Source organism: uncultured Bradyrhizobium sp., assembly GCF_936928535.1.
Taxonomy (GTDB): domain Bacteria; phylum Pseudomonadota; class Alphaproteobacteria; order Rhizobiales; family Xanthobacteraceae; genus Bradyrhizobium.
Window position 1 is genome coordinate 18913 of sequence record NZ_CAKZHY010000077.1, and the last position, 24532, is coordinate 43444.

21 protein-coding genes, 1 tRNA gene and 1 pseudogene are annotated in these 24532 nt (G+C 63.7%); 9 read left to right on the forward strand and 14 right to left on the reverse strand.

The features are described from left to right. Window positions 1-119: 119 nt before the first annotated feature. From fdhF to mobB, 7 genes are all read right to left on the reverse strand, one after another. A complete protein-coding gene (fdhF, locus tag Q0687_RS11855) occupies window positions 120-2888 on the reverse strand; it encodes a formate dehydrogenase subunit alpha (RefSeq protein ID WP_298876456.1) in 2769 nt (922 codons plus the stop codon). Beyond that, window positions 2885-4594, reverse strand: coding sequence for an NADH-ubiquinone oxidoreductase-F iron-sulfur binding region domain-containing protein (locus tag Q0687_RS11860; RefSeq protein WP_298876459.1), 1710 nt, complete (start codon window positions 4592-4594; stop codon window positions 2885-2887). Before Q0687_RS11860 ends, fdhF begins: the two co-directional genes overlap by 4 nt. Window positions 4595-4843: 249 nt before the next feature. After that, complete coding sequence (locus tag Q0687_RS11865; protein ID WP_298876461.1) at window positions 4844-5122, reverse strand: hypothetical protein; 279 nt, start codon at window positions 5120-5122, stop codon at window positions 4844-4846. A gap of 86 nt (window positions 5123-5208) precedes the next feature. Then, window positions 5209-6861 carry an OFA family MFS transporter gene (locus Q0687_RS11870; RefSeq protein WP_298876463.1) on the reverse strand — a complete coding sequence of 551 codons (1653 nt, stop codon included), beginning with the start codon at window positions 6859-6861 and terminating at the stop codon, window positions 5209-5211. 317 nt (window positions 6862-7178) lie between these two features. Next, complete coding sequence (locus Q0687_RS11875; protein ID WP_298876466.1) at window positions 7179-7442, reverse strand: sulfurtransferase TusA family protein; 264 nt, start codon at window positions 7440-7442, stop codon at window positions 7179-7181. Between the two features lie 45 nt (window positions 7443-7487). Next, window positions 7488-8744: a gephyrin-like molybdotransferase Glp gene (gene glp / locus Q0687_RS11880; protein ID WP_298876469.1), complete on the reverse strand. Its 1257-nt coding sequence runs from the start codon at window positions 8742-8744 to the stop codon at window positions 7488-7490. Between the two features lie 9 nt (window positions 8745-8753). Further along, entirely contained in the window at window positions 8754-9281 is a 528-nt protein-coding gene (gene mobB / locus Q0687_RS11885) for a molybdopterin-guanine dinucleotide biosynthesis protein B (RefSeq protein WP_298876472.1), read from the reverse strand. A 200-nt stretch (window positions 9282-9481) separates the two neighbouring features. Between mobB and fdhD the strand changes: the two genes are divergently transcribed. From fdhD to Q0687_RS11900, 3 genes are all read left to right on the forward strand, one after another. Continuing rightward, window positions 9482-10372 (forward strand): formate dehydrogenase accessory sulfurtransferase FdhD, encoded by an 891-nt coding sequence (gene fdhD / locus Q0687_RS11890; RefSeq protein WP_298876474.1) that lies wholly within the window; start codon window positions 9482-9484, stop codon window positions 10370-10372. Then, a complete protein-coding gene (gene mobA / locus Q0687_RS11895) occupies window positions 10353-10994 on the forward strand; it encodes a molybdenum cofactor guanylyltransferase MobA (protein WP_298876476.1) in 642 nt (213 codons plus the stop codon). The genes fdhD and mobA overlap by 20 nt, the downstream gene beginning before the upstream one ends. Before the next feature lie 71 nt (window positions 10995-11065). Beyond that, window positions 11066-11311: a hypothetical protein gene (locus Q0687_RS11900; RefSeq protein ID WP_298876479.1), complete on the forward strand. Its 246-nt coding sequence runs from the start codon at window positions 11066-11068 to the stop codon at window positions 11309-11311. Here the strand turns inward: Q0687_RS11900 and Q0687_RS11905 are convergent. The 4 genes from Q0687_RS11905 to Q0687_RS11920 are packed head-to-tail and all read right to left on the reverse strand — an operon-like array spanning window position 11278 to window position 16410. Then, window positions 11278-12405, reverse strand: coding sequence for an FAD-dependent monooxygenase (locus Q0687_RS11905; protein ID WP_298876482.1), 1128 nt, complete (start codon window positions 12403-12405; stop codon window positions 11278-11280). The two genes, Q0687_RS11900 and Q0687_RS11905, sit on opposite strands and share 34 nt — an antisense overlap. Window positions 12406-12449: 44 nt before the next feature. Continuing rightward, on the reverse strand, window positions 12450-14399 hold the full coding sequence (locus tag Q0687_RS11910) for a molybdopterin biosynthesis protein (protein WP_298876484.1): 1950 nt from the start codon (window positions 14397-14399) through the stop codon (window positions 12450-12452). A gap of 13 nt (window positions 14400-14412) precedes the next feature. Beyond that, window positions 14413-15519, reverse strand: coding sequence for a molybdopterin-binding protein (locus Q0687_RS11915; protein ID WP_298876487.1), 1107 nt, complete (start codon window positions 15517-15519; stop codon window positions 14413-14415). Between the two features lie 54 nt (window positions 15520-15573). After that, window positions 15574-16410 (reverse strand): substrate-binding domain-containing protein, encoded by an 837-nt coding sequence (locus tag Q0687_RS11920; protein ID WP_298876490.1) that lies wholly within the window; start codon window positions 16408-16410, stop codon window positions 15574-15576. A 151-nt stretch (window positions 16411-16561) separates the two neighbouring features. Here Q0687_RS11920 and Q0687_RS11925 point away from each other — a divergent pair, with 151 nt between their 5' ends. The 3 genes from Q0687_RS11925 to Q0687_RS11935 all read left to right on the forward strand — a co-directional run bounded on the left by Q0687_RS11925 (window position 16562) and on the right by Q0687_RS11935 (window position 19020). Then, complete coding sequence (locus tag Q0687_RS11925) at window positions 16562-16798, forward strand: hypothetical protein (protein WP_298876493.1); 237 nt, start codon at window positions 16562-16564, stop codon at window positions 16796-16798. A 9-nt stretch (window positions 16799-16807) separates the two neighbouring features. After that, a complete protein-coding gene (locus tag Q0687_RS11930; RefSeq protein ID WP_298876496.1) occupies window positions 16808-17701 on the forward strand; it encodes a helix-turn-helix transcriptional regulator in 894 nt (297 codons plus the stop codon). A gap of 104 nt (window positions 17702-17805) precedes the next feature. Further along, window positions 17806-19020 (forward strand): ABC transporter substrate-binding protein, encoded by a 1215-nt coding sequence (locus Q0687_RS11935; protein ID WP_298876499.1) that lies wholly within the window; start codon window positions 17806-17808, stop codon window positions 19018-19020. 114 nt (window positions 19021-19134) lie between these two features. Here Q0687_RS11935 and Q0687_RS11940 read toward each other — a convergent pair whose 3' ends face one another. Beyond that, window positions 19135-20100 (reverse strand): TAXI family TRAP transporter solute-binding subunit, encoded by a 966-nt coding sequence (locus tag Q0687_RS11940; protein WP_298876502.1) that lies wholly within the window; start codon window positions 20098-20100, stop codon window positions 19135-19137. Window positions 20101-20206: 106 nt separating this feature from the next. Between Q0687_RS11940 and Q0687_RS11945 the strand changes: the two genes are divergently transcribed. Both Q0687_RS11945 and Q0687_RS11950 read left to right on the forward strand, forming a co-directional pair. Further along, window positions 20207-21181, forward strand: a complete 975-nt coding sequence (locus Q0687_RS11945) for a tripartite tricarboxylate transporter substrate binding protein (protein ID WP_298876506.1) — start codon at window positions 20207-20209, stop codon at window positions 21179-21181. A 333-nt stretch (window positions 21182-21514) separates the two neighbouring features. After that, a tRNA-Ile gene (locus Q0687_RS11950) sits at window positions 21515-21590 on the forward strand. 143 nt (window positions 21591-21733) lie between these two features. Here the strand turns inward: Q0687_RS11950 and Q0687_RS11955 are convergent. Beyond that, window positions 21734-22816: pseudogene (locus tag Q0687_RS11955) on the reverse strand (site-specific integrase); the annotation flags it as partial. 267 nt (window positions 22817-23083) lie between these two features. Here Q0687_RS11955 and Q0687_RS11960 point away from each other — a divergent pair. Beyond that, window positions 23084-23380 (forward strand): helix-turn-helix transcriptional regulator, encoded by a 297-nt coding sequence (locus tag Q0687_RS11960; RefSeq protein WP_298876508.1) that lies wholly within the window; start codon window positions 23084-23086, stop codon window positions 23378-23380. A gap of 562 nt (window positions 23381-23942) precedes the next feature. On the opposite strand, the gene Q0687_RS11965 is transcribed toward Q0687_RS11960, so the two are convergent. Further along, window positions 23943-24185, reverse strand: coding sequence for a hypothetical protein (locus tag Q0687_RS11965; RefSeq protein ID WP_298876511.1), 243 nt, complete (start codon window positions 24183-24185; stop codon window positions 23943-23945). Between the last annotated feature and the right edge of the window lie 347 nt (window positions 24186-24532).

Genomic DNA, 24532 nt, shown 5'->3' on the forward strand with positions numbered 1-24532 from the left:
TTGCTTCGCTGCGCTCGCAATGACGGCTGTGGGAACAGGTGTGCCCAAACGTTCAGCATTCGCTGGACGACGGTGGTGGTGGCGTTGGCGGCGCGCAGCCGCCAAAAAACGGCGAGCCCCTACTCCGCCGCGTCCCGCATCTCCGCCCGCTCGGCCCTGGCTGCGCAGAACTTGAACTCCGGGATCTTGCCGAACGGGTCGAGCGCCGGGTTGGTGAGCAGGTTCGCCGCCGCTTCCGCGTAGCAGAACGGCATGAACACCATGTTTTCAGGCACGTCGCGATCCGACCGCACTTTAACCTCCACCGCACCGCGGCGGGTCTCGAGGCGGATGAAATCGCCGGGCACCAGCTTCTTCTTGCGCATGTCCTTCGGCGACATGAACGCGACCGCCTCGGGTTCGATCTGGTCGAGCACCTGCGCGCGCCGAGTCATCGAGCCGGTGTGCCAATGTTCGAGCACACGGCCGGTCGAGAGCACCATCGGATATTCGGCGTCGGGCAGCTCATCCGGCGGAATGACCTTGGCCGGCACGATCTTGCCGCGGCCGCTCGCGGTCGGGAAGCCCGTGGTGAAGATGATCTCGTTGCCGGGCTTGTTCGGATCATCGGCCGGATAGGTGACGGCGCCTTCGCGCACCAGCCGCTCCCAGCTGATGTTCTTGAGCGACGGCATCAGTTCCGCCATCTCGGTGTAGACCTCCCCGGGCCCGGCATAATTCCACGGCAAGCCCATGCGCTTGCCGATCTCCTGGATGATCCAGAGATCCTGCCGCGCATCGCCCGGTGGCTTGATCACCTGGCGCGCGAGCTGCACGCGGCGATCGGTGTTGGTGAAGGAGCCATCCTTCTCGGCAAACGCCGAGGCCGGCAGGATGACGTCGGCGTGGAACGCAGTCTCTGTGACGAAGAGATCCTGCACCACGAGATGATCGAGCATCGCCAGCGCCTGGCGCGCGTGCTGCAAATCGGGGTCGGACATCGCGGGGTTCTCGCCCTCGATATACATGCCCTTGATCTCGCCGGCGTGGATCGCGTTCATGATCTCGACGACCGTGAGACCACGGACCGGATCGAGCTCCTGCTGCCAGAGCTTTTCGAACGCTCCGCGCATGTCGTCGCGGCCGACCGGCTGATAGTCAGGCAGGAACATCGGGATCAAACCGGCGTCGGAGGCGCCCTGCACGTTGTTCTGGCCGCGCAGCGGATGCAGGCCCGTGCCGGGCCGGCCCACCTGGCCGGTGATCAGCGCCAGCGCAATCAGGCAGCGCGCATTGTCGGTGCCATGGACGTGCTGGCTGATGCCCATGCCCCAGAAGATGATCGACGATTTGGCGCGTGCGTAGGTGCGCGCCACCTCGCGCAGCGTCTGCGCCGGGATGCCGCAGATCGGCTCCATCTTTTCCGGCGTGAACTCCTTGATCTTCTCCTTGAGGTCCTCGAACCCCTCGGTGTAGCCGGCGATGTACTGGTCGTCGGTCAGGCCTTCTGTGATGATCGTGTTGATCATCGCGTTCAGCATGGCGACGTCGGAGCCCGGCTTGAACTGCAGGTGCTTGCTGGCGTGACGCGACAGCGTCTGCCGGCGCGGATCCATCACGAACAGCTTGGCGCCGTTCTGCTTGACCGCATTCTTGATGAAGGTCGCGGCGACCGGGTGGTTGACCGTCGGGTTGGCGCCGATCACCCAGATCACTTCCGCGTCCATCGCGGCGGAGAACGGCGCGGACACCGCGCCCGAGCTCAGGCCTTCGAACAGCGCCGCCACCGACGAGGCGTGGCACAGCCGGGTGCAGTGGTCGACATTGTTCGATCCAAAGCCGGTGCGCACCAGCTTCTGGAACAGGTAGGCCTCTTCGTTCGAGCCCTTGGCCGAGCCGAAGCCGGCGAGCGCCTTCACGCCCTTCTCGTCGCGGATCTTGACGAGGCCTTTGGCGGCGATGTCGAGCGCTTCGTCCCAGCTCGCCTCACGGAAATGCGTGAACGGATTGGCCGGATCGACCTGGTCGTTGGAATCCTTCTTCGCATTCGGCAGCCGCACCAGCGGTTTTGTCAGGCGATGCGGATGGTGGATGTAGTCGAAGCCGAAGCGGCCCTTGACGCAAAGACGGTTGTGATTGGCCGGGCCGTCGCGCCCTTCCGCATAAATCACCTTCTCGTCCTTGACCTCATAGGTGACCTGGCAGCCGACGCCGCAGAACGGGCAGAGCGAATCCACCTTCCTGTCCGCGTAGGTCACGCGGGTCTGCTTGTCGTCCAGCATCACTGATGGCATCAGCGCGCCGGTCGGGCAGGCCTGCACACATTCGCCGCAGGCAACGCAGGTCGACTCGCCCATGGGGTCGTCGAAGTCGAACACGATCTTCGAACCATGGCTCCGATATGCCATGCCGATGACGTCGTTGACCTGGACCTCGCGGCAAGCGCGCACGCAGAGGCCGCATTGGATGCAGGCGTCGAGATTGACCCGCATCGCCGGATGACTGGCGTCGGTGTCCCAGCGCTCGGCGGCGGGGAAGCGGCTCTCCGTGACGCCGGTGGTTTCGGCCCAGTGCCAGAATTTCGAATCCGGATCGTGGCTGGTCTCGCGCGCCGGCTGGTCGGCGACCAGCAGCTCCATCACCATCTTCTGTGCCGAGACAGCGCGCGCGGACTCCGTCTTCACCTTCATGCCGACCGACGGCGTCCGCTTGCAGGATGCCGCCAGCACGCGCTCGCCCTCGATCTCGACCATGCAGGCGCGGCAATTGCCGTCGGGGCGATAGTCTGGCGCGGGCGAATAGCACAGATGCGGGATCTCGCGGCCCTGGCGTTTGGCGACCTGCCAGATCGTCTCGCCGGGTTTTGCTTCGACCTGCTTGCCGTCGAGCTCGAACGTAATCTTGGTCATTCGGCCGCTTCCTTGAACTCGTCAGGGAAATATTTGATCACGGAGGACAGCGGATTCGATGCCGCCTGTCCGAGCCCGCAGATCGAGGCATCGCGCATCGCCTGGCTCAATTCTTCCAGCAATGCGCGGTTCCAGACCGGCTTCTGCATCAGCTGCGCCGCCTTCTGGGTTCCGACGCGGCACGGCGTGCACTGGCCGCAACTCTCGTCCCCAAAGAACTTCATCAGGTTCAGCGCCGCCGCGCGCACGCTGTCCTTCTGCGACAGGATCACGATCGCCGCCGAGCCGATGAAGCAGCCGTATTTCTCCAGCGTGCCGAAATCGAGCGGGATGTCGTCCATCGACGCCGGAAGGATACCGCCGGACGCGCCACCGGGAAGATACGCGTAGAACTGATGACCGTCGGCCATGCCGCCGCAATATTCATCGATCAGTTCGCGCACGGTGATGCCCGCCGGCGCGAGCTTCATGCCGGGAGTCTTGACGCGGCCGGAGACCGAGAAGCTGCGCAAGCCATGGCGCTCATGGCGGCCATTGCCCTTCCACCAATCGGCGCCCTTCTCGACGATGTCGCGCACCCACCACAGCGTCTCGATGTTGTTGATCAGCGTCGGCAGGCCGAACAGGCCGACCTGGAACGGATAAGGCGGCTTGTGCCGGGGCAGGCCGCGCTTGCCCTCGATGCTCTCGAGCAGCGAGGATTCCTCGCCGCAGATATAGGCGCCCGCGCCACGGCGCATGTGCAGCGTCGGACCGCCAGCAGGGAGCTTGGCGATCTCGCGCTCCAGGATCTCGCGCGAGGCCGGATATTCGTCGCGCAAGTAAATGTAGACGTCGGAGGCCTGCACCACATGCGCGCCGATCAGCATGCCCTCGATGAAGCGATGCGGATCGGTTTCAAGATAATAGCGATCCTTGAACGTGCCCGGCTCGCCCTCATCGCCGTTGATCGCCATCAGCCGCGGACCGGGCTCGCCCAACACAGCGCGCCATTTGCGCCCCGTCGGGAAGCCGGCGCCGCCGAGGCCGCGCAGCGAAGCATCGTCGAGCGCTTTCAGCAGATCGTCCGTCGACATCTCGCCGGAGCGCACGCGACCCAGCAGCTTGTAGCCGCCACCTGCGACATAGGCGTCGTAGTCGACATATTTCGGCAGATGCGCGTGGGTGTCGCCGGCTTTCGCGGCGGCTATGACGTTGGCGACAGTCGCATGGTCGACGAAGTTGTGGCCGACTTCGGCCGCAGGCGCCGTATCGCAGCGACCGACACAGGGCGCGCGCACGACGCGGATGCCGGGGCCCGATGCACTCTGGAGATCCTCGAGCAGCTTTTCGCCGCCGAGCATCGCGCAGGTGAGCGAATCGCAGACGCGGATCGTCAGTCGCGCGATGTCAGGCTCGCCTTCCTTCACCACGTCGAAATGCGCGTAGAAGGTCGCGGTCTCGAACACTTCGGCGAAGGCGAGCTTCATCTCGTCCGCGAGCGCGGCAAGATGCGCGGCCGAGATCTGATGATATTTGTCCTGGATCAGGTGCAGATATTCGATCAGGAGATCGCGCCGCCGCGGTCTGTCACCGAGCAATTGCTCGATCTCATGCGAGGCGGTCGGATCGACCTGCCGCCCCTTGGGCGTGGCCTTGGCGCGGCGGCGCCCCTCGCCCGGATGCTCGAATTCTCTGACCTTGTGAACGTCGTCGTTGCTGCTCATGGAAACGTCGCGTTCTCCTCAAAAGCGCGATGATCAGGAGCTGGTTCGCCATCGCGATCCGCCCTTATTTCAAGACCTGACAATCGGGAACCGCATCGCGATATCCCCGCGGATCAGGCCTCATTCCAGGCGACTCTAGCCTCTGGTATACCAGAGGCCAAGTAAATTTAGAACGTCTCTATAATCATTTAGGGGGCGGGCAGCCGCCCTGCCACGCCCCCAAACGTCAAGTGCTTGCGGAACTCCGCCTCAAGTCTTGCTCATGCAATCCTGAATGTAGAACCAGCGATCATCGCCGACGAGCCCTTTGGACTTCACCTCGGCACGACACGCCTTCAGCTTCGGCTTGTTGGCCGCCCAAGTGGCCTTCATCTCTTTCAGCTTCTGCATGGTGAGCTTGACCTTGCCCGGCGGCTTGGCGTCGGTAGCGGTCGCGGCAGGCGCCGGTGTCGCTGCGGTCTGCGCGGACGCGGTGTGAAGGCCTGCTGCCAGCAACATGGCGGCAAGGCAGATACGTGTACGAAGCATAGGAATCCCCCTAGGTCCCATTCTTGAATATTTGCCGGATGAGCACCGCGGGTGCCGGCGTCAGCATCCCGCGGTGGTGGGTTCGATCAGAGGATCTTCACCGCGCTCTCGAGCGTCTTGTACACGCCCCAGGCCAGCGGAATGCCGACGAAGAGCCAGAACAGTGCAGCCTTGGCATCCAGGCCGCCCGTGCCGATCCCGAACGAGCCCGTCTGAATCGAACCCGCGCCGGCGTTTGCCGCCTGCAGCTTCGCGACTTCGGCCTCGCTCATGTACCATTTCGAGTCGACCGGCTTGACCAGATAGTTGCAGATGATGCCGGCGATCAGCATTGCACAGAGAATGTACATGGTCGTGTTGTAGAGCTGGTCACGCGGCACGCCCGCCGCGAGCTGGAACTCGCGGATGTAGTTCACCACAACGGGTCCGATGATGCCCGCCGTGGACCATGCCGTGAGCAGACGGCCGTGGATGGCGCCGACGAACTGCGTTCCGAACATGTCGGCAAGGTAGGCCGGCACAGTCGCGAAGCCGCCGCCGTACATTGAGAGGATGACGCCGAAGCCAAGCACGAAGAGCAGCTTCGAGCCCATCGCCGCAAAGGTCGGCGCCAACGCGTAGAGCGCGATGCCGAGGATGAAGAACGTATAATAGGTGTTCTTGCGGCCCATATAGTCGGACAGCGACGCCCAGAAGAACCGGCCGCCAATGTTGAATAGCGAGAGCAGGCCGGCAAAGCCCGCCGCGATGCCGGCGATGACGGTCTTCTGGTCAGCCGAGAGCTGACTGAAGGTGAGCTCGGGATGACCGATCAGCTTGCCGGCGAAGATTTCCTGCAGCATCGGCGAAGCCATGCCGATGACGCCGATACCGGCGGACACGTTCAAGCAGAGCACCCACCAGATCAACCAGAATTGCGGCGTCTTGTGCGCGTTGTCCAGGTGGACATGATGCTCTGTGATCATCGACTTCTTTTCGCTCGGCGGCGTCCAGCCCTCAGGCTTCCAGCCAGCCGGCGTCACGCGATAGGCGAAGGCACCGATAGTCATGAAGATGAAATAGACGACGCCCATGACGACGAAGGTCTGCCACACACCGACGTCAGTCGACGACTTGAAGTAGTTGATCAGCAGATTGGCGAATGGCGCGCCGATCATGGCGCCGCCACCGAAGCCCATGATCGCCATGCCGGTCGCCATGCCGCGGCGGTCGGGGAACCATTTGATCAGTGTCGACACCGGGGAGATGTAGCCGAGGCCGAGCCCGACGCCGCCGATGACGCCGGCTCCGAGCCACATGATCCAGAGTTGATGGACGTAGATGCCGAGCGCGCCGATCAGGAGCCCGCCGCCCCAGCACAGCGCGGCAACGAAGCCGGCCTTGCGCGGACCAGCCCGCTCAAGCCAGCCGCCCCAGATCGCGGCGGAGACGCCGAGCAGGACGAAGAACAGCGTGAACATCCACCCAAGGCTTGCGACCTTCCAGTCGCAGGTGGTGGTGAACAGTTCCGACCACAGCGACATATCGGGGCAGGCCTTTGGCGCGGTCAATCCGATCGCGCGCGAAAGCGGCAGCCAGAACACCGAGAAGCCATAGGCCATGCCGATGCAGAGATGGATGCAGAGTGCCGCCGGCGGCACGAGCCAGCGGTTGAAGCCTGCCTTCGCCACTGTATGCTCGCGATCGAGAATTCCCGCGCCTGCGCCCGAAAGTTTCCCAGCGCTCTCAATTGTCGTCATCCATACCTCCCCTGCAGCCGCCCTTCTGAGCGAAACTGCCGCTACGATCCTGTTCCTCAGCCCATTGCGGCGCAGCCGTTGCCCCTGCTGCTCCGCACAATCACCCGACACGCGCCAGGACCGTCACGCGCGTCTGAAAGTTAACCCCTCGACCGGGGCTCTATGCCCGATACGGTTTGCGGGCTTCGTGCGTGGCCCGCTGCTCCGCGCATCGCGGACAAGACTCAACCTCCGCGCCCGCGCGGACAAAGTCAATTGGGGCAGAAGCCGTGATCGATGTCGATAGATAAAAGGTCGGTATCAGCGTGGTCACGCGCCTAAGAACGCAGCGCACCATTGACACTTGCTATCGAGCCATTCGCCTTTTCTATCAAGAACACGATGCGCGCCTCGTTGCGCTCGGTGATCTCCACCGTGTCGCCCGTCTCGCGGATCAGGTTGGGGATGTCAATCACCGACAAGGGGTCGGTGCAGTGGACTTCGAGCTGATCGCCCGGCTGCAATGGTTTCAGCGCCTTGCGCGTTTTTAGGGCTGGCAACGGGCATTTGAGCCCGGTGAGATCAAGTGTCGTTCTGGTCATCAGCGCAACATGGCGGGAGGGATCGATCGCGTCAACGCGAGGACCTCAGAGCAGGTCGGCGTAGGACAGGAAACCTACGCGGTCGCCCGGTTCGATGCGGGTGATATCTTCGCCGAGTTCAATGAGGCCATCGGTCTCGACCAATGACGACAGCAGGCCCGCCCCTTCGCGCGGGAATTTGATCGCCTCCAGCGCGCCATCCTGTGCACGGCGCAAGGAGGCGCGAACATATTCGCGGCGGCCCAGCTTCTTCCTGTAGGTGAACGCCGCACGCAGCGGGATCGGCAACAGCGGCTCCGACAGGCCGCCGGCGAGTGCGAGCACGGTTGGCCGCACCACGTGGACGAATGTCACAAAACTTGCGACGGGATTGCCCGGCAGCCCGATCAACGGCGTGCCGCCGATGATACCCATCGCCACAGGCCGGCCGGGCTTGATCGCCATCCGCCACAGCACGAGCGAGCCGACGCTCTCGACCGCCGCCTTGACGTGATCCTCCTCGCCGGTCGAGACGCCGCCGGTGGTGAGGATCAGATCATGATGGCCCGCAACCTGTTTCAATCCGGTGGCCAGCGAAGCACGCTCGTCGCGCAAAATGCCGAGGTCAGAGACCTCGCAGCCAAGACGGCGCAGCATCGCCATCAGCATGAAACGGTTGGAATCGAACAACTGCGAAGCCGCGCGCGGCTCGCCCGGCGAGGCGAGTTCGTCCCCGGTGGAGAACACCGCGACACGAATGCGCCTGATCACGTCGAGTTGCTGCAGGCCAAACGCGGCGGCAAGGGCAACATGCTGCGGCCGCAGCCGCTGGCCTGCCCGCAGCGCGACATGGCCAACAGGAATGTCCTCGCCTGCCGGCCGGACATTCGCACCCGACTTCAGCCCGGGTGGCAGCACGATCCTTCCGGCGTCATCGATGCGGACATCCTCCTGCATGAAGACGGTCTCGGCACCCGGCGGCATCGGCGCGCCCGTGAAGATGCGCGCAGTGTGGCCGGGCTTGATCGGCACCTGCGCAAAACCGCCGGCCTGGATGCGGCCGTCGAGCGGGAATACCTGTTCCCTGTCTTGCGGAAGATCGGCATTGCCGACGGCGTAACCGTCGACGGCCGAGTTGGTGAAGGGCGGCAACGGCAAGGGCGCAGCGAGATTGCGCGCCAGCACGCGTCCATCGGCGTCGACCAGCGCGACCGTCTCGAGATCGGCAATCGCGCTCACGCGGGCCGTGATCAGGCCAACGGCCTCGTCCACCGACATCATCGGTCCGCCGAAAGCAAAGCAATCGTCCGACAGTTGCGCCATGGTGCCTCGTCAGCGCATCGCCGCGCTTTTTGCCACCGCGTCCTCGACCGGCATCGCCGCACGGAGCATCAGGGCCGCCGCGGCCTCGATATCATCGAGATGGACGGTCGGCAGCCGGGTTTCAACCGCAATGTCGGTCGCAATTCCGGCAATCCCGGGATCATCGGGAAACAGCAGCGGCTTGCCGTTGGCGGCGCGATGCACCTCGATCTTGCGATGCGGCTCGCGCTTGAAGCCCTCGACCACGACAAGATCGACCGCGGACAGCTTGCTCAGGAGTTCCGGCAGCCGCGGCTCGGCTGCGCCGCGCAGCTCATGCATCAAGGCCCAGCGGTTGGACGAGGCCACCAGCACCTCGGCCGCGCCGGCCTCGCGATGACGCCAGGAATCCTTGCCGGGCACGTCAACGTCGAACTGATGATGCGCATGCTTGATGACGGAGACGCGCAGGCCTATCGCGTTGAAATGCGGGATCAGCCGCGTCAACAGCGTGGTCTTGCCCGCACCGCTCCAGCCTGCAAGGCCGATGACTTTCATAACCGTTCGATCTCCGCCAACGGCTCGCCCGCCGATGGAACCTCAGGCCTCTCCCCGTCATTACGAGCGCAGCGAAGCAATCCAGAATCTTTCCGCGTTGGCAGTCTGGATTGCGCTCGCAATGACGAGCGGAGGCATTCCGCCCATTCCCGGCCATGCTTATATCGGCTTGAGGCGAATGTCATGCTAACGTCGCAGCCATGATGAAGATCGACAAAGCTCCGGTGCCCCTGATAGTCCCCCATCCCGACGATCCGCGCCTGACCGAGAGCGTGACCGGGACCGACCAGACCGGCGCCAGGGTCGAGATCAGGGTGCCGATGGAGCGGCCGCTGACGCTCTATTTGAATGCGCAGGAGATCGTCACCATGATGACGATCGGCGATTATCCGGAATATCTGGCGCTCGGCTATTTGCTGAACCAGAACATGCTGAAATATAACGACGCTGTGACCGAGGTCGAATACGACGACGACCTCCAGGTGGTTGTGGTGCGCACCTCACATCACACCAATTTCGAGGCGAAGCTCAAGAAGCGGACGCAAACATCAGGCTGCGCGCAAGGCACCGCCTTCGGCGACCTGCTTGAGGCAGTCGAGAGCGTCGCACTGCCGAAGGCGGAGCTGCGCACCTCCTGGCTCTACCAGATGACGCAGACCATCAACACCATGCCATCGCTGTATCTGGAGGCCGGCGCGATCCACGGCTGCGTGCTGTGCAAGGAGGGCGAGCCGCTCTGCTACACCGAGGACGTCGGCCGCCACAACGCCGTCGACAAGATCGCGGGCTGGATGTACCGCCACGGCGTCGATCCCTCCGACAAGATCCTCTACACCACCGGGCGTCTCACCTCGGAGATGGTCATCAAGACCGTACGCATGGGCATTCCGATCCTGGTGTCGCGCTCGGGCTTCACCGCTTGGGGCGTCGATCTCGCGAGGCAGGTCGGCCTGACGCTGGTTGGCCGCACCCGCGGAAAGCGTTTCATCGCGCTCGCCGGCGAGGAGCGGATCGTCTACGACCAAAACCTCGAATACGTCGAGGAGGAATCGGCGAAGCACAAGCGCAAGGGTGAAGGTGGTGACGACTGACATTCCACCCACCCAAGGCGTGTTGCTCGCCGGCGGCCTCGCTCGCCGCATGGGCGGCGGCGACAAGCCGATGCGAACCATCGGCGGCCGCACCATCCTGGAACGCGTGATCGCGCGCCTCAACCCGCAGTGCGACGGGCTGATTCTCAATGCCAACGGCGATCCGGCGCGCTTTGCTTCGTTCGGCCTGCAGGTTATTGCTGACGACGTGCCCGGCTTTCCAGGGCCGCTCGCGGGCATCCTCGCTGCGCTCGACTGGACGGCGACGAACCGGCCGGAGATCGAATGGGTGCTCAGTGCCGCAGGTGACTGCCCGTTCCTGCCACGCGACCTCGTCGCGCGGCTGCATGAGGCGCGCGAGCGAGAGAACGCGCAGCTTGCGGTCGCCGCCTCCGGCAGCCAGTCGCATCCGGTGATCGGCCTGTGGCGCGTCGCCTTGCGCGACGAACTGCGTCACGCCCTGGTCGTCGAGGATCTCCGCAAGATCGACCGCTGGACCGCGCGCTATCCGCTCGCGACGGTGAGTTGGCCGGCCGAGCCGCTCGATCCGTTCTTCAATGCCAATACGGTCGAGGACATCGCCGAAGCCGAGCGCCTCGCCGCGCTGGATGCGGCATCGTAACGTTTAACGGGGACATCGAACCGGATCGAAACGAGCTGCGACTACTGATCGGGACGCACTCCGGATCAGCCATGGCCGACTCTTTTCTGAATGCCATACTCGCAGCCGTCGATTTCGTGTTCGATCTCTCGAAAGCGATCGACAGCACCAAACGGCTGAGCCAACTGGCCACGGGCAGCGACAAGATCGTCGAGGTCCCTGCGGATCCGAAGCCGCTGCCGCCTGCCGCGCAGCGTGCGCTCGCGGAAGCCGAGGAACGAGAGTGCGCGCGTGAGCGCGCTGCTCAAGCCGCCAGCGGCACCGACCAGGCATCGTAACCGTAGACCCAACTCGCATCGGTGCGCTGCTTCAGCCAGATATTGGCGCGCGAGGTCTCCTGTACCCTTGTCGTCCGCTCCTTGCGCGTCGCCTCGAAGCGGCGGAAGGCGTCTGCAACGCCGCCGCGGTCAACACCATCGAGGCAGCGCGACAGCACGGCGGCATCCTCGATCGCCATGGCCGCGCCTTGCGCCATGTAAGGCGTCATCGGATGGCAGGCATCGCCAAGCAGCGTCACCTTGCCGTCAGCCCAATGCTCCAGCGCATCGCGATCCATGATCGCCCATTTGTGCACGTCGGGGCACGCCGCCAGCACCTTGCCGACTTGCGGATGAAAGCCTTCGAAAGAGGCGCGCAGATCGCGCACATCACCCTTCGCCGACCAGGACTCGATGCGGAAATCCGGCTCGGGCTGGCTGGTGACGAGATAGACCTCGCTACGGTCAGGCTTGACGTAATAGATCACGATGTGACGGTCCTCGCCCCACCATTTGGTGCAGTCGTCGATCTTCTCGCCGAGCAGCGCGGCCGGATAAGTGGTGCGATAGGCGATGCGGCCGGTGAACCTCACCGGCGCGGTGTCAAAGAGGATATCGCGCACTGCCGAATGAACGCCATCCGCGCCAACCACGGCATCGGCTATAGCGCTCGTGTCATCGGCAAAGCTGAGCCGGACGCCCTCGCCTGTCTCGTCAAGTCCGACGAGCTTGTGGTTGAGCCTCACGAATTCATCGGGCATCACACTCGCCAGCGCAGCGTGAAGATCGCCACGATGGGCGAGCAGATAGGGTGCTCCGAACGTCTCCTCCGCGCTCTCGCCAAAGATCATATCGAACTTGATGTCGCCGCTCTTCCAGTCGCGATTATTCCAGGAGCGCGGATAGAATGATTGGCTGCGCATTCGCGCTTCCAGTCCCAGTGCACGCAGCACCTTCATCGCGTTGCAGCCGATCTGGATGCCGGCACCGATGCGAGCGAATTGAGAGGCCTGTTCGTAGACCATCACGTCGATGCCGACGCGCCTGAGCGCCGCGGCGGCAGCCAGCCCACCCATGCCCGCGCCGACGATCGCAACCGAAAGCGGCCTTGCCATCGCGTCCCCACCCTCTGTCTCGCGCGGCTTGGATGCCGCGTCCTTTATGCGGGCCGGAAGCCCGCTCGCTCAAGTGCCGTGCGCGCCTCGTCCGAGCCAAGCGCGTCGAGGAAGGCCTGCACCGCGGGACGCTGCTTGCGCGACGTCACCAACGCAAAGTCATAATGCTCTTCCGCGAACGGAATGAAACCGAGATTGGCCGCATGGGCGACCGGCGCAATGGTCATGCCCCAATCCGCACGGTGCTGCGCGACCGCCGCGGCAACCGCGTTGTGCGAGCGCGGCTGGTTCCAGTAGCCTTCCGGGCGCGCGCCGCCGAGCAGCCGGTCGATCAGAATACGCGTGCCGGCGCCCGGGTTGCGGTTGACCATGATGCAGGCAGGGTCGGCGACCGCGGCCGCAACGGCCTCCTCTGGACCACGCCCCTCAAAACGCTTGTCGCCCTTGCGGAAGACAATGCCTTGCATCCGTCGCCATCCCGGCACGAGTTCGAGCCCCTCGACGAGATACGGCACGTTGTAGGTCTCGCTCTTGTCGTCGAATAGGTGGATCGGCGCGAGATCGCATTCGCCGCGCTTGGCCGCCGCCAGGCCCCCGAGACTGCCGACGGCAATCGAGCGCACCGTGAGGCCCGCATGGGCGAGCGGCGCAGTCACGAGATCGAGGCCGGTGCAGTGGCTGCCGACAATGACAAGATCGGGCACGCGCACATGCGGCGTAAACAGCGTCACCTCGGCGCTCGTCCCCGCCGGCATCTGGTCGGCGAGCGCATCGATCCGCAGAAAGCCATCGGCCTGTGCGAACGAGGTGATCGCACCGGAGCCCTTGCCGGAGGGATAGGCGATCAGGCCGTCCTTGCCCTCGACCAGCGAGACCATCACGAATTCAGTACGGCCAAGCTCGGACGCAATACGCACCGGCACGGTTGCACTCACCTTGGCGTCGGAGCGCGGCGGCAGTCCGGCCATTTTGCGCAGCGCCGGCACGATCATGTCGTGGAAGGTGAACATTGCCGAGGTCGGAAAGCCCGGCAGGATCACCACCGGCTTGCCGCCGCAGACCGCAAGGCAGAGCGGCTTGCCGGGCTTCAGCGCCACGCCATGTGCGATGACGCCGGGCGGGCCGAGCCGGCCGATGATGCGATGGGAGAGATCGCCCGCACCTTTCGATGTGCCGCCTGACAGCACCAGCATGTCAGCGTCCACCAGCGCCTGTCGCATCGCCGTATCGAGCCTGACTTCGTCGTCGGGAATCTCACCGAGGAAGACCGCCTCGCCGCCATTCTCGTTGATCGCGGCCGCGACGATCGCACCATTGGTGTCGTAGATCGCGGCCGGCGCAAGCGCCTCGCCGGGCTGCACGAGTTCGTCGCCGGTGGAGATCACAGCAACCCGCGGCTTCCGCGCAACCTTCACCTCAGCGATGCCGCAGGCCGCCAGCATGCCGATCTCGCGCGAGCCGATGATCGTGCCGGCGCGCAGCAGCGCTTCGCCGCGCGCGATGTCGGAGCCGGCGTACGAGACGAACTGCCCAGGCGACACTGCGCGACGGACATCGATCGCATCGAGGCCGGACGGCTGGGTGTGCTCGACCATGACGACGGCATCGGCGCCGCGCGGCAGCGGGCCGCCGGTGGCAATCGACGTTGCGGTTCCTGTCGTCACTTGCAGCGCCGGTGCGGTGCCGCAGTGAATGGTCTCGCCGTTCAGCGCCAGCCGCACGGGCGCGCCCTCGCCAGCGGCTGAAAGATCCATCGAGCGTACGGCAAAGCCGTCGACATTGGAGCGATCGAACGGCGGCACGTCGATCGGTGCCGCGATATCTTCAGCGAGGGCCGCACCGAGCGCATCGGCAAGCTTGCGGGCCTCATTCGGGATCGGACGCGGAAACAGCGCAGCGTCGAAGCGCGCCAGCGCGTCCTCGCGCGAGAGGATTTTGAGGAACTGCTCCTGCTCGAGCGCGCTGCGATCTGGCGGTTTTGGGATCATCGTCATGCCGGAACCCATATCATTCCCGCATCAAATAAGCACCGACCGGCTCGCCTGCCGCAAATCCTTCGTCGCTGGCGGAAACAAGCAACCACGCATCGGACCGGCCGATCGCGTAGAGCGGCCATTCGCCCATGGCAAGCGGCATCCAGGTGTTATGTTCCTCCGCCAGGAGCGCGATCTCGGCAATGCCGACGCTGGAAGCGATCTTGCGCGCCAGCGGCAAGGTCACCGCGCGACGTGGCCGCCGCGCCGACATTCTGTCGATGAGCGGAAGCACCAGCGCGAGCCAAACCGCGAGTGCTTGGCCGGGCGAACCGGGCAAGGCGACGATGGGAACGTTTCCGAGCCGACCGGCGGCTGCGGTCCGTCCAGGCTGCAGCGCAAGACCGTGGGCGAGCTTCGCCCCGCGTTCAATCAATGCCGTCACCGTGGCATCGGCGCGACCGACGCCGCTGCCGCCGATGGTCAGCAGGAGATCGCAGTCGGAGACATCGAGCCCAGCCGCGATCGACGCCGCATCGCGCGAAGCGGCTTGATGCGCGCTCACATCCAACCCTGCCGCGCTTGCGAGGTCGGCGATCATCTGCAGCGTCACGGTTGCGCCCGGCACATTGACGATGCGCAGCCGCGGCCGCCTGACGCTCAGCTTGTCCACATCGGCAACGCGCGCGAGCAACAGAGCCGCCGCATCGACGAGACATCCCGTCGCCGCCGCGGGCGCGTTTTCTGCGATATCGCTGCCAGCACGGGCGACACCTTGTCCTGGAACGCCTTCCGCCAACACCTGGGCAAGCGGGCCCGACACCTCGACTGCGTCAACATCGAGCATGCAATCACATCCGGCCGGCATCGCGTCGCCGGCCTCGACCCACACTGGAAGCCCGGCCAGAGGGAGCGGCGAATAGGAGGACGCGCCGACGAGATCGACGGCGCTGAGCGCCCAGCCGTCCACTGCAGCGACGTCGCGCGATGGATGGGGCGGCAGCAATGGCATGCCCGCGGAAACACAGCCGGCCGCTTCGATCAGCGGCAATTGCTCCGCTGCGACCGGGTCAATATCGCGCAGCAGTGCAGCGAGCAAGGTATCGAGCGGCGTCAGCGAGGGCGGCAAGCGCTGGGTCATGCCTCATGATGGACCACGCATCGCGCGGTTTGGCAACCGCTGCCAGCTCGGCCGTCAGCCGCCCGACTTATTCGCGTTCGGAAAGAACACCTGTTGCCCGTCGACCTTGTAGCCGGCGATCGCCGCTTGCCCCTCTGAAGAGATCAGCCAATTGATGAAGGTCTGGCCCAGATCCTTCTTCACGTCCGGAAATTTCTCCGGGTTCACCAGCATCACGCCATATTGGTTGAGCAACCGCTTGTCGCCCTCGACGATGATGTCGAGATCACCGCGATCCCTGAGCGAGATCCAGCTGGCGCGATCTGCAAGCATATAGGCATTCGCCTTGCGCGCGGCGTCGAGCGCCGCAGTCATGCCCTGCCCGCTTTCGCGATACCAGGCACCCTTGGCGCTGGAAATATCGATGCCGGCGACGATCCAGAGCGCGAGTTCGGCCGCGTGGGTGCCGGAGCGGTCGCCGCGCGTCACGAATGGCGCACCCTTGGCCTCGATCGCCTTCAGCGCCGTCGCAATGTCCTTGCCTTTCACGCCCGCGGGATCGCTCTTCGGCCCGATCAGCACGAAATCGTTGTACATCACGTCGTAGCGCTTGGTGGCAAAACCGTCGGCGACGAATTTCTCCTCCTGCGGCCGGGCATGCATCAACACCACGTCGGCCTCACCCCGGCGCGCGCCGTCGAGCACCTCGTCGCTGCGGCGTGCGATCACCGTCACCTCGATGCCAGTCTTGTCGCGGACGACAGGCAGCAAATAATCGAGCAGACCCGATTCCTGTGTCGATGTCGTCGCGGCCAGGACAATCGCGCGCTCCTCGGCAGACGATGTCGTCGCGACGGCCCCGACGAGGCCGCAGAGCAGCGAAAATGCAACGGTCAGTCGGCGAACGGCCATGACGGGTTCCCATTGAAAACGACGCGATCATGATGAGCGATTACGCCGCACTCGTGACGGAGATGGCTGTAGCGACGGCAACATGAGGTAGAGCTCAGGCCAGGGCACCTACCGAAAGGCAAGCTCATGACATGCCAAGCGACCGCGTGAGATGAATCAGTCGGGAAATTTCGGCAATGAATCAACCGGCACGTTGATTGCAGTCATGCGCGCATCGGCGGGAAGCTCCGCACGATCAGTGCCGCTCAAGATCGTCAACCAAGACCAAAACACCTGTCAGGATGTGTTGCAAATCATCGAGATCATCGGGCATGGTTCGCGCGGACAAAAATCGAAGTGCAGAATTCCACCTGCGTTGAACGCCAAAAAGAAGCAAGAATTTGCATAGGAATGCAGGATGGAATTCCTGACGACCAGTGAAGCCGCGGACTATCTACGTCTGGGCGAGCGCAAGCTCTACGAACTCGTTACCAACGGCGCGATCCCCTGCACCAAGGTGACAGGCAAATGGCTCTTCCCGCGACACGAGCTCGACCTCTGGGTGCTGTCGGGCATGGCGCGTCCGGCCGGCATGCTGACGGCGGAGCCGCCGCCGGTGGTGGGAGGCAGCCAGGACGAACTGCTGGATTGGAGCCTTCGCGAATCCGGCTCCGGTCTGGGATCGATGGCCGAAGGCAGCGCGCGCGGGCTTGAGCGACTGCAACGTAACGAGGTGATGGCGGTCGCCGTGCATTTCCACAGCCTCGATTCCGACGGCAACGTTGCCTCCGACGCCAGCGTGGCGGCGCTGCGGGACGCGCCGGATCTGCATGATGCGCTGCTGGTCGCCTTCGTGCGCCGCGAGCAGGGTCTCGTGCTGCCCACAGGCAATCCGAAGCGGCTGCACGGGCTCTCCGACGTGCTCGCGCTCGGCGCGCGGATGGCGATGCGGCAGCAAGGCACCGGCGCGCAAATGCTTCTCGACGTACTGCTGACGCGCGCCGGCGCCTCGACGCGCGATCTGCGCCGGGTGGAGACGCCGGCGCTCACCGGGCCCGACCTCGCCGAAATGGTCCGCGCCGGACAGGCCGATTGCGGCGTCGCGACGCGCGCGGCGGCGCGCTCGGCCGGGCTCGATTTCGTGCCGCTGGTCTGGGAGAATTTTGACCTCGCGATGCGGCAACGCAGCTATTTCCGTCCCGCCATGCAGGTCCTGATCCGGTTCCTGGCCGAACGGCGGCTGCGCCAGCGCGCCGAGGAGCTGACCGGCTACGATCCCTCGCCCGCAGGCCAAATCCGCTTCGCCGCCTGAGATTGACGCCCACCCCAAAATAGTTGCAAAAGAAACCAATTCAGCCGGGCCGTACCCGACGCAGGCAACTTTCGGCCAACGTGCCGGATCAGGGGAGGACAAGCGTGAATCCAATGAAATTTGGACTGCCGGTTGCGGCTGCCTTGACGGCGGCGTTGCTATCGGGCGCCGCGACGGCGCAAGTGTCCGACGACGTCGTCAAGATCGGCGTGCTCACCGACATGAACGGCCCGGCCTCCGCGCCGACCGGCCAGGGCTCGGTGACGGCGGCGCAGATGGCGATCGACGATTTCGGCGGCACGGTGCTCGGCAAGCCGATCAGCATCGTGATCGGCGACCACCAGCTCAAGGCCGATATCGGCGCGGCGATCGCGCGGCGTTGGTACGACGTCGACCAGGTCGACCTGATCGTCGACGTGCCCGTCTCGGCCGTTGGCCTTGCGGTGCAGAACATCGCCAACGAGAAGAAGCGGCTGTTCATCACGCATTCGACCGGCACTGCCGATTTCCATGGCAAGTTCTGCTCGCCCTACGCGATGCAATGGGTGTTCGACACCCGCGCGCTCGCCGTCGGCACGGCGGACGCCGTGGTCAAGCGTGGCGGTGACAGCTGGTTCTTCATCACCGACGATTACGCCTTCGGCCACTCGCTCGAACGCGACGCCTCCAGCGTCATCACCGCCAATGGCGGCAAGGTGCTGGGCTCGGTGCGACCGCCGCTGGCAACGCCCGACCTCTCCTCCTTCGTGCTGCAGGCGCAGGCCTCCAAGGCCAAGATCATCGGCATTGCCGCCGGCCCCCCCAACAACATGAACGAGATCAAGACGGGCTCGGAGTTCGGCGTGTTCAAGGGCGGACAGCAGATGGCGGCGCTGCTGGCGCTGATCACTGATATCCACGGTCTCGGCCTGCAAGCCGCGCAGGGCCTGTTGCTGACGACCTCGTTCTATTGGGACATGGACGACAAGACCCGTGAATGGTCGAAGCGCTATTTCGCCAAGATGAACAAGATGCCGACGATGTGGCAGGCCGGCGTCTATTCATCAGTGATGCACTATCTCAACGCCATCAAGGCTGCTGGCACCGACGATCCGCTCAAGGTCGCCGCGAAAATGCGCGAGACGCCTGTCGAGGATTTCTTCGCCCGCCACGGCAAGCTTCGCGATGACAATCTGATGGTGCACGACCTCTGGCTGGTGCAGGTGAAGACGCCGGAGGAGAGCAAATATCCGTGGGACTATTACAAGATCCTCGCGACGATTCCCGGCGACAAGGCCTTCGGCCCGCCCGACCCGGCGTGTGCGATGCTGAAGAAGTGACGATCGCTTAAAGCGATCGTCATTCCGGGGCGCGCAAAGCGCGAACCCGGAATCTCGAGATTCCGGGTTCGGTGCTGCGCACCGCCCCGGAATGACCGTCGCCACAAGCGACGCTCACTTCACCACGCCAATCTCGCGATAATATTTCATCACGCCGGGATGAATGAGCCCCACGCTCGGTGCGGCGGCGACGGTGTTCATCGCCGTCGTTTCGCAGGCCTGCGCGAGCTTCTTGCAGAAGGTCGCCTCCACGCCATGCAGCGTCCTGGCGAGACGATAGGCGACGTCGTCGGGCAGGTCTTCGCGCGTCAGCACGAAGCTCCAGGAGCCGAGCGAGGCGATCGGCTCGCTCTGCTTTGGATAGGAGCCTGCCGGCACGGTCAGCGGTTTTAGAAACGCATGCTTGGCGCGGATCCGCGTGATCTGCTCCGCATCGGGCGCAATGAAGCGCGCGCCCGCCGTGCTCGAGGCGACCGCTGCAAATCCGGGCCAGCCGATGCCGGCGCCCCACAGGGCTGCGACGCGGCCATCCTCGACCATGGCAGGGCCGTCGCCGGCGCGATCGAGATAGATGGCCTTGAAGTCCTCGTCCTGCTTCAGGCCGAGGCCATCGAGCAAATAGCGCGAAAGGATCGGCAGGCCGGAGCCTTTGGCACCGAACGCGACCGGCTGGCCGACGAGGTCATGGATCGTCTTGTAGGGACTGTCCGCGCGCACCACGAACATGCCGGGGTTGGAATAGATCGCGGTCAGGATCTTCAACCGTACGGGCGCGCGGGCGATGCCGGCGAAGGCCTCGTAGGCCGGCTCGCCCGCGACCAGCGCGAGATCGAGCTCGCCCTTCTCCAGCAGCGGAATGTTCTCGTTGCTGCCCTTGGTGTTGCGCGGGGCGATGGTGAGCGAGCTATCCGCCGCATTCATCACCTCCGCAAAGGTGTTGCCGTAAAGCGGGAAGCCGCCGCCGGGCGTCGCGGTGCCCAAGCTGATCATGGTGGTGGAAATGGCGTTGCCTCCGGTTTGAGCAGCAGCGGGGCTGAGCAGCAGCGCCGCGCCGAGAAGGATACGAAAAGCAAATGTCATGGTCGGTCCGGCTGCGCCTGCGTCAACATCGACGCGAGGCGATGTAGGCAGCGGGCGGTTTTTGTGAAAGCATGCCCGCAACGACAATAAAGCAATGGGAGGCGACATGTTGCGAATTTTGCGGAGCGCTGTGTTCGGGCTGGTCTTTCTGTCGGGTCTCCTCAGCGCCGCGCCTCCCGCCGCCGCCGCCTACCCCGACCGCCCCGTGCACTGGCTGATCGGCTTTGCCGCCGGCGGCCCGGTCGACATCGTCGCGCGCATCATGGCGCAGGCGCTCTCCGACAGGCTCGGCCAGCAATTCATCGTCGAGAACCGCGCCGGCTCCGGCGGCAACATCGCGGCCGCTGCTGCAATCAATGCAGCCCCCGACGGCTACACGCTGCTGTTCGTCGCGCCCAACAATGCGATCTCGACCTCGCTCTACAAGAAGCTGCCGTTCGACTTCCTGCGCGACACCACGCCGGTCGCCAGCATCATGCAGCTCACCAACATGCTGGTCGTCGCCAACGCGATGCCGGTGAAGACGGTCCAGGAGTTCATCGACTATTGCAAGGCCAATCCCGGCAAGATCTCGTTCGCCTCGTCAGGCAACGGCACCTCGGTGCACATGTCGGCGGAGCTGTTCAAGGCGATGACCAAGTGCGACATGGTGCACGTGCCCTATCGCGGATCGGCGATCGCCTTCCCCGACATCATCTCCAACAAGGTGCAGCTGATCTTCGACAACCTTCCTTCCGCGCTCGAGCAGTCGCGCGGCGGCAACGTCCGCGCACTCGGCGTGACCTCGCCGCAGCGCTGGCCCTCCCTGCCCGACGTGCCCGCGATCGCCGAGACCGTGCCGGGCTTCGAATCGGTCGGCTTCTACGGCATCTCGGCGCCGAAGGGCACGCCAGCTGAGATCGTCGATCTCCTCAACAAGACGGTCAACGAGGCGCTGGCCGACCCCAAGGTGGCGGCGCGCCTGACCGAGAATGGCGGCATCCCAAGGCCGATGACGCCGGCCGAGTTCGGCAAGCTCGTCACGGACGAGACCGCGAAGTGGAAGAAGGTCGTGGAGTTCGCCGGGGTCTCGGTGGACTGAGCGGCAGGCCGACACGCCGTTAGTGCGCCGGCAGGAGAGACTCGGGGCCCCTCCCGCCAGAAAACATCAGAACAACCCCATTCACAGTAGAAAGTGAGGCGATTACAAAGGGTTACGCAAGCAAAAAGAGAACCACCCGAAAAACGGTTGTTCCGTCGGGCAAAACAGGCGTATAAGGGCATCATCCAAAATTCGGTATTTTAGAAAATCACCGCCAATGCCGCGCTGACATTTTCGCGTCATCCGCCCGGCATTGCACCCCCGCCCCCATCCCTGTAAACGAACCGCGCTACCGTTGCCGGCCGCGCGTTCCCGCGGGGCCGTCTCGCGGCGGGGCCTGTAGCTCAATGGTTAGAGCCGGCCGCTCATAACGGTCTGGTTGCAGGTTCGAGTCCTGCCGGGCCCACCAGTATTTTCAAGGGTTTGGCCCGGCTTCTCACGCCTTGCCTTTTCGTCGACCAACGAAACAACCAACCCTACGTTCTTGCTCGGTGCCGAGTGCGTTCCGATAGCGTTCGCAGCAACCCGCAAGTGGTCAGGATGGTGATGGCCGTAAGTTTCTCGTAGCGTCTTCTCACTCATACCAAGGAACCCAGCGGCTTCCCACATCGGCGCGGCCCGCTGCATCAACCACGTTGCCGCCGTATGCCGCAGTGTTTGCGGCGTCACGTTGCCTATGGAAACGTCCAGCTTGGCAAGATTGACAGCCGAAGCAAAGCCGGTCTTCACCGACGCAACGGGCTTGCCGTTCCACTCGACAAAATGGCTCTCAGCGATGCCCAGCCGCGACCATCGCCGTAGGTGCGCCAACAATCGGCTTGGTAACGGTACAGGTGTTTGACGTTTGGTAGTGGCGCGCTTGCCAATAGCCAGGCGGTAGAAGATACCGCTATCCAAGTCGACGAACGACTTTCCGGGCTCGCGGAAGGGAGACGCACTTGCAATCGCACCGGCCCTGGTTCCGGTGTAAAGACCAATCAGGATGAACCGGGCTACGTGGCGCAGCGGCCGTTTGTCCGTTTCGACCTTCTGTCCCTTCAAAGGTCCCACATGGACCGTCTGCGTCTCTCGATATCGCCAGCACGTCCAAAGAAGCTTCGCGGCCTCGTCTCGCGTTAGCCATCGCTCGCGCGGCAACCCCTTCTCTGGCAATACGACGCGGACAACGCCCCGATGGAATCCTTCCTTAGCGTGATGATTGATGGCGGCGCGGAGGTCTTCTAAGTCGCGACGCGACCCACCGTTGTTACCGCGCCACTTCGTGTAGGCACGACAATTCGCACCACTAACGTCAGACAGCACCTTGCCGCCCCACCATTGGTTGAGGCGCGCAATCCTTTCATCAAACTTCGCTTTGTTGGCCTGTGTCTCTCGTCGGTCCTCGTAATAGACCGAAAGCACATCTGCCACGTCGATATCCTCGATGTCTTTTAGGCGACGCGCCGGAGCATATTTCTCCGCAATGTAGGCGGCTAGGCGCTCCTGCGCTTGTCTATCCTCGCCTGCAAAGCATCCCGTGGCGATATGCTTGCGACCGTCGACAATAAGCCACGTTCCTCTCGCGACAATTTTTCCGGCTTTGTCGCGACGTTCCTTGCGCCACCACAAGCGTGGCCCTCTACCTTGACGCGGCATAGCTTCCTCATTTCCTCAATATCACGAAGCGTAGTAAAATTCTTGTTGGCGATCTTCTCGATAGCCAGTCGACCGGCGCGGGCCTCACGACGAAGGCCACTTTCGGTCATTCCTCCCAATGGAAACGCGTACGTGACGGCGTCCTTAAGCCTTAGAGGCGTGTCTGGCCCAATGTTGTCGTTGGCTGCGACTGGCAGATGGTTTTCAGTCAAAGAATCCCCCAAATTTAGCTTGCCCTTATAGCGTACATTATGTACGGTTGTCAAGATGGCTCATGAAATAAAGTCTCCGGAACGCGATTTCGCCTTACTCGCCGCCCAAGTCCGCGCAGCCCGTGCCCTCCTTGGCTGGTCCCAAGCCTATTTGGCAGAAGGAATAAAGGTGCGCCGGGCAACTATCGCTGATTTCGAAGCATGTAAGACTGAACCCCACGAAGGGACGCTCTTCGTGCTGCTGAACGAGCTATCCAACGCGGGCATCATTTTTACAGAGACCGGTGTCGCCTTCAGGAAATGGCCACCGAAGGCGTACGTACCGACCGGCATCAAGAGACGGAATAAGTGATCGCGGTTTCGCTATTGATTGGCGCGGTTTGTTGAACCCTTGGCTAGCCCATCCCGACTAACCGATACCGGGGAATTGCCGATTCCCACCCGGGGCTGGAAAGGCCGCCGCTCGCGACAGTTTTCAAGCGGGCGGCGTTTTTGCTTCCAGACAAGAGAAGGCGCCGGTACTCGCGATAGCCGGGGCCTTGTCCTAGCCAGAAAGGTAACATCCCCGACCCCGGACGCCCCAATCTTCGCCAGAGAACTTCTAATTTAGCGTTGACGACACTCGCCGCGCGAATGTGGCAGGGTGAATCTGAAGATGGCTTCGCCTCCATTTTCCAGCCGGGCCTTTTCGATCCTGCCGATTTTCGATAGTCGCCGGAGGTGCGCCCGGCAGGTACGACACCTACCCTGCCGCGATGGCGCAGGAGAACCCCCAATACTAATCTGCAAGCAATGCAGGAGGCCCATGGATTACCTAGGGATGCTGCCCCGCATCGCAAACCTGCCCGCCGTATACGCGTATCGCTGCTTGCCGTGTCGGAGGGTCGACACGATCCCTATCCCGGCCTAGCAGCTTAACCTGACCATCTGCGCACCCCCAGTGCGACCGCTTCTACTGCAGCATCGATGGTCGTAAACTGCGCTTTTTCGTTCGCGCCCTTCGGCGTGAACGACCTTGATACTTTGGTGACCAGCCACATGCTGCTACTGCAGCCAGAACATTCATAGAGCTTCAGCTCGCAGCCTTCGGCGACCGGAAAAAGCGCGATCAGCGCTCTGGCTTGGCAGCAAACGATGCATCCGGCTTCGCCGTGCACGCTAGCCCCCATCGCAATTCCGGCTAGATAAAGAAGCCTGAGTCTGGAATTGGGTGCAATGGCTTGGCGAAGAGTATTGAGTGGCGTGATTGAAGCGCCACAGCGCGATGTTGGCGTCTGCCAAAACGAAAAGGCCCCGGGAGAGGAGCCCGGGGCCTTCGTTCAACGCCGGCCGAGGGGTTAGGCTGAATTCCCGGCCGGGCGATGGTGATACTGCTCACTTCCTTTAGAATCCCGCCAAGGCTAGATTCCACTTGCCTTGGTGGTGAACAGAGTATTAGGTTTACTGTACACCGCGCGACTGCACGACCTCCAAGTTGTATGCACGGTCGAGAACCCCGCTCAGC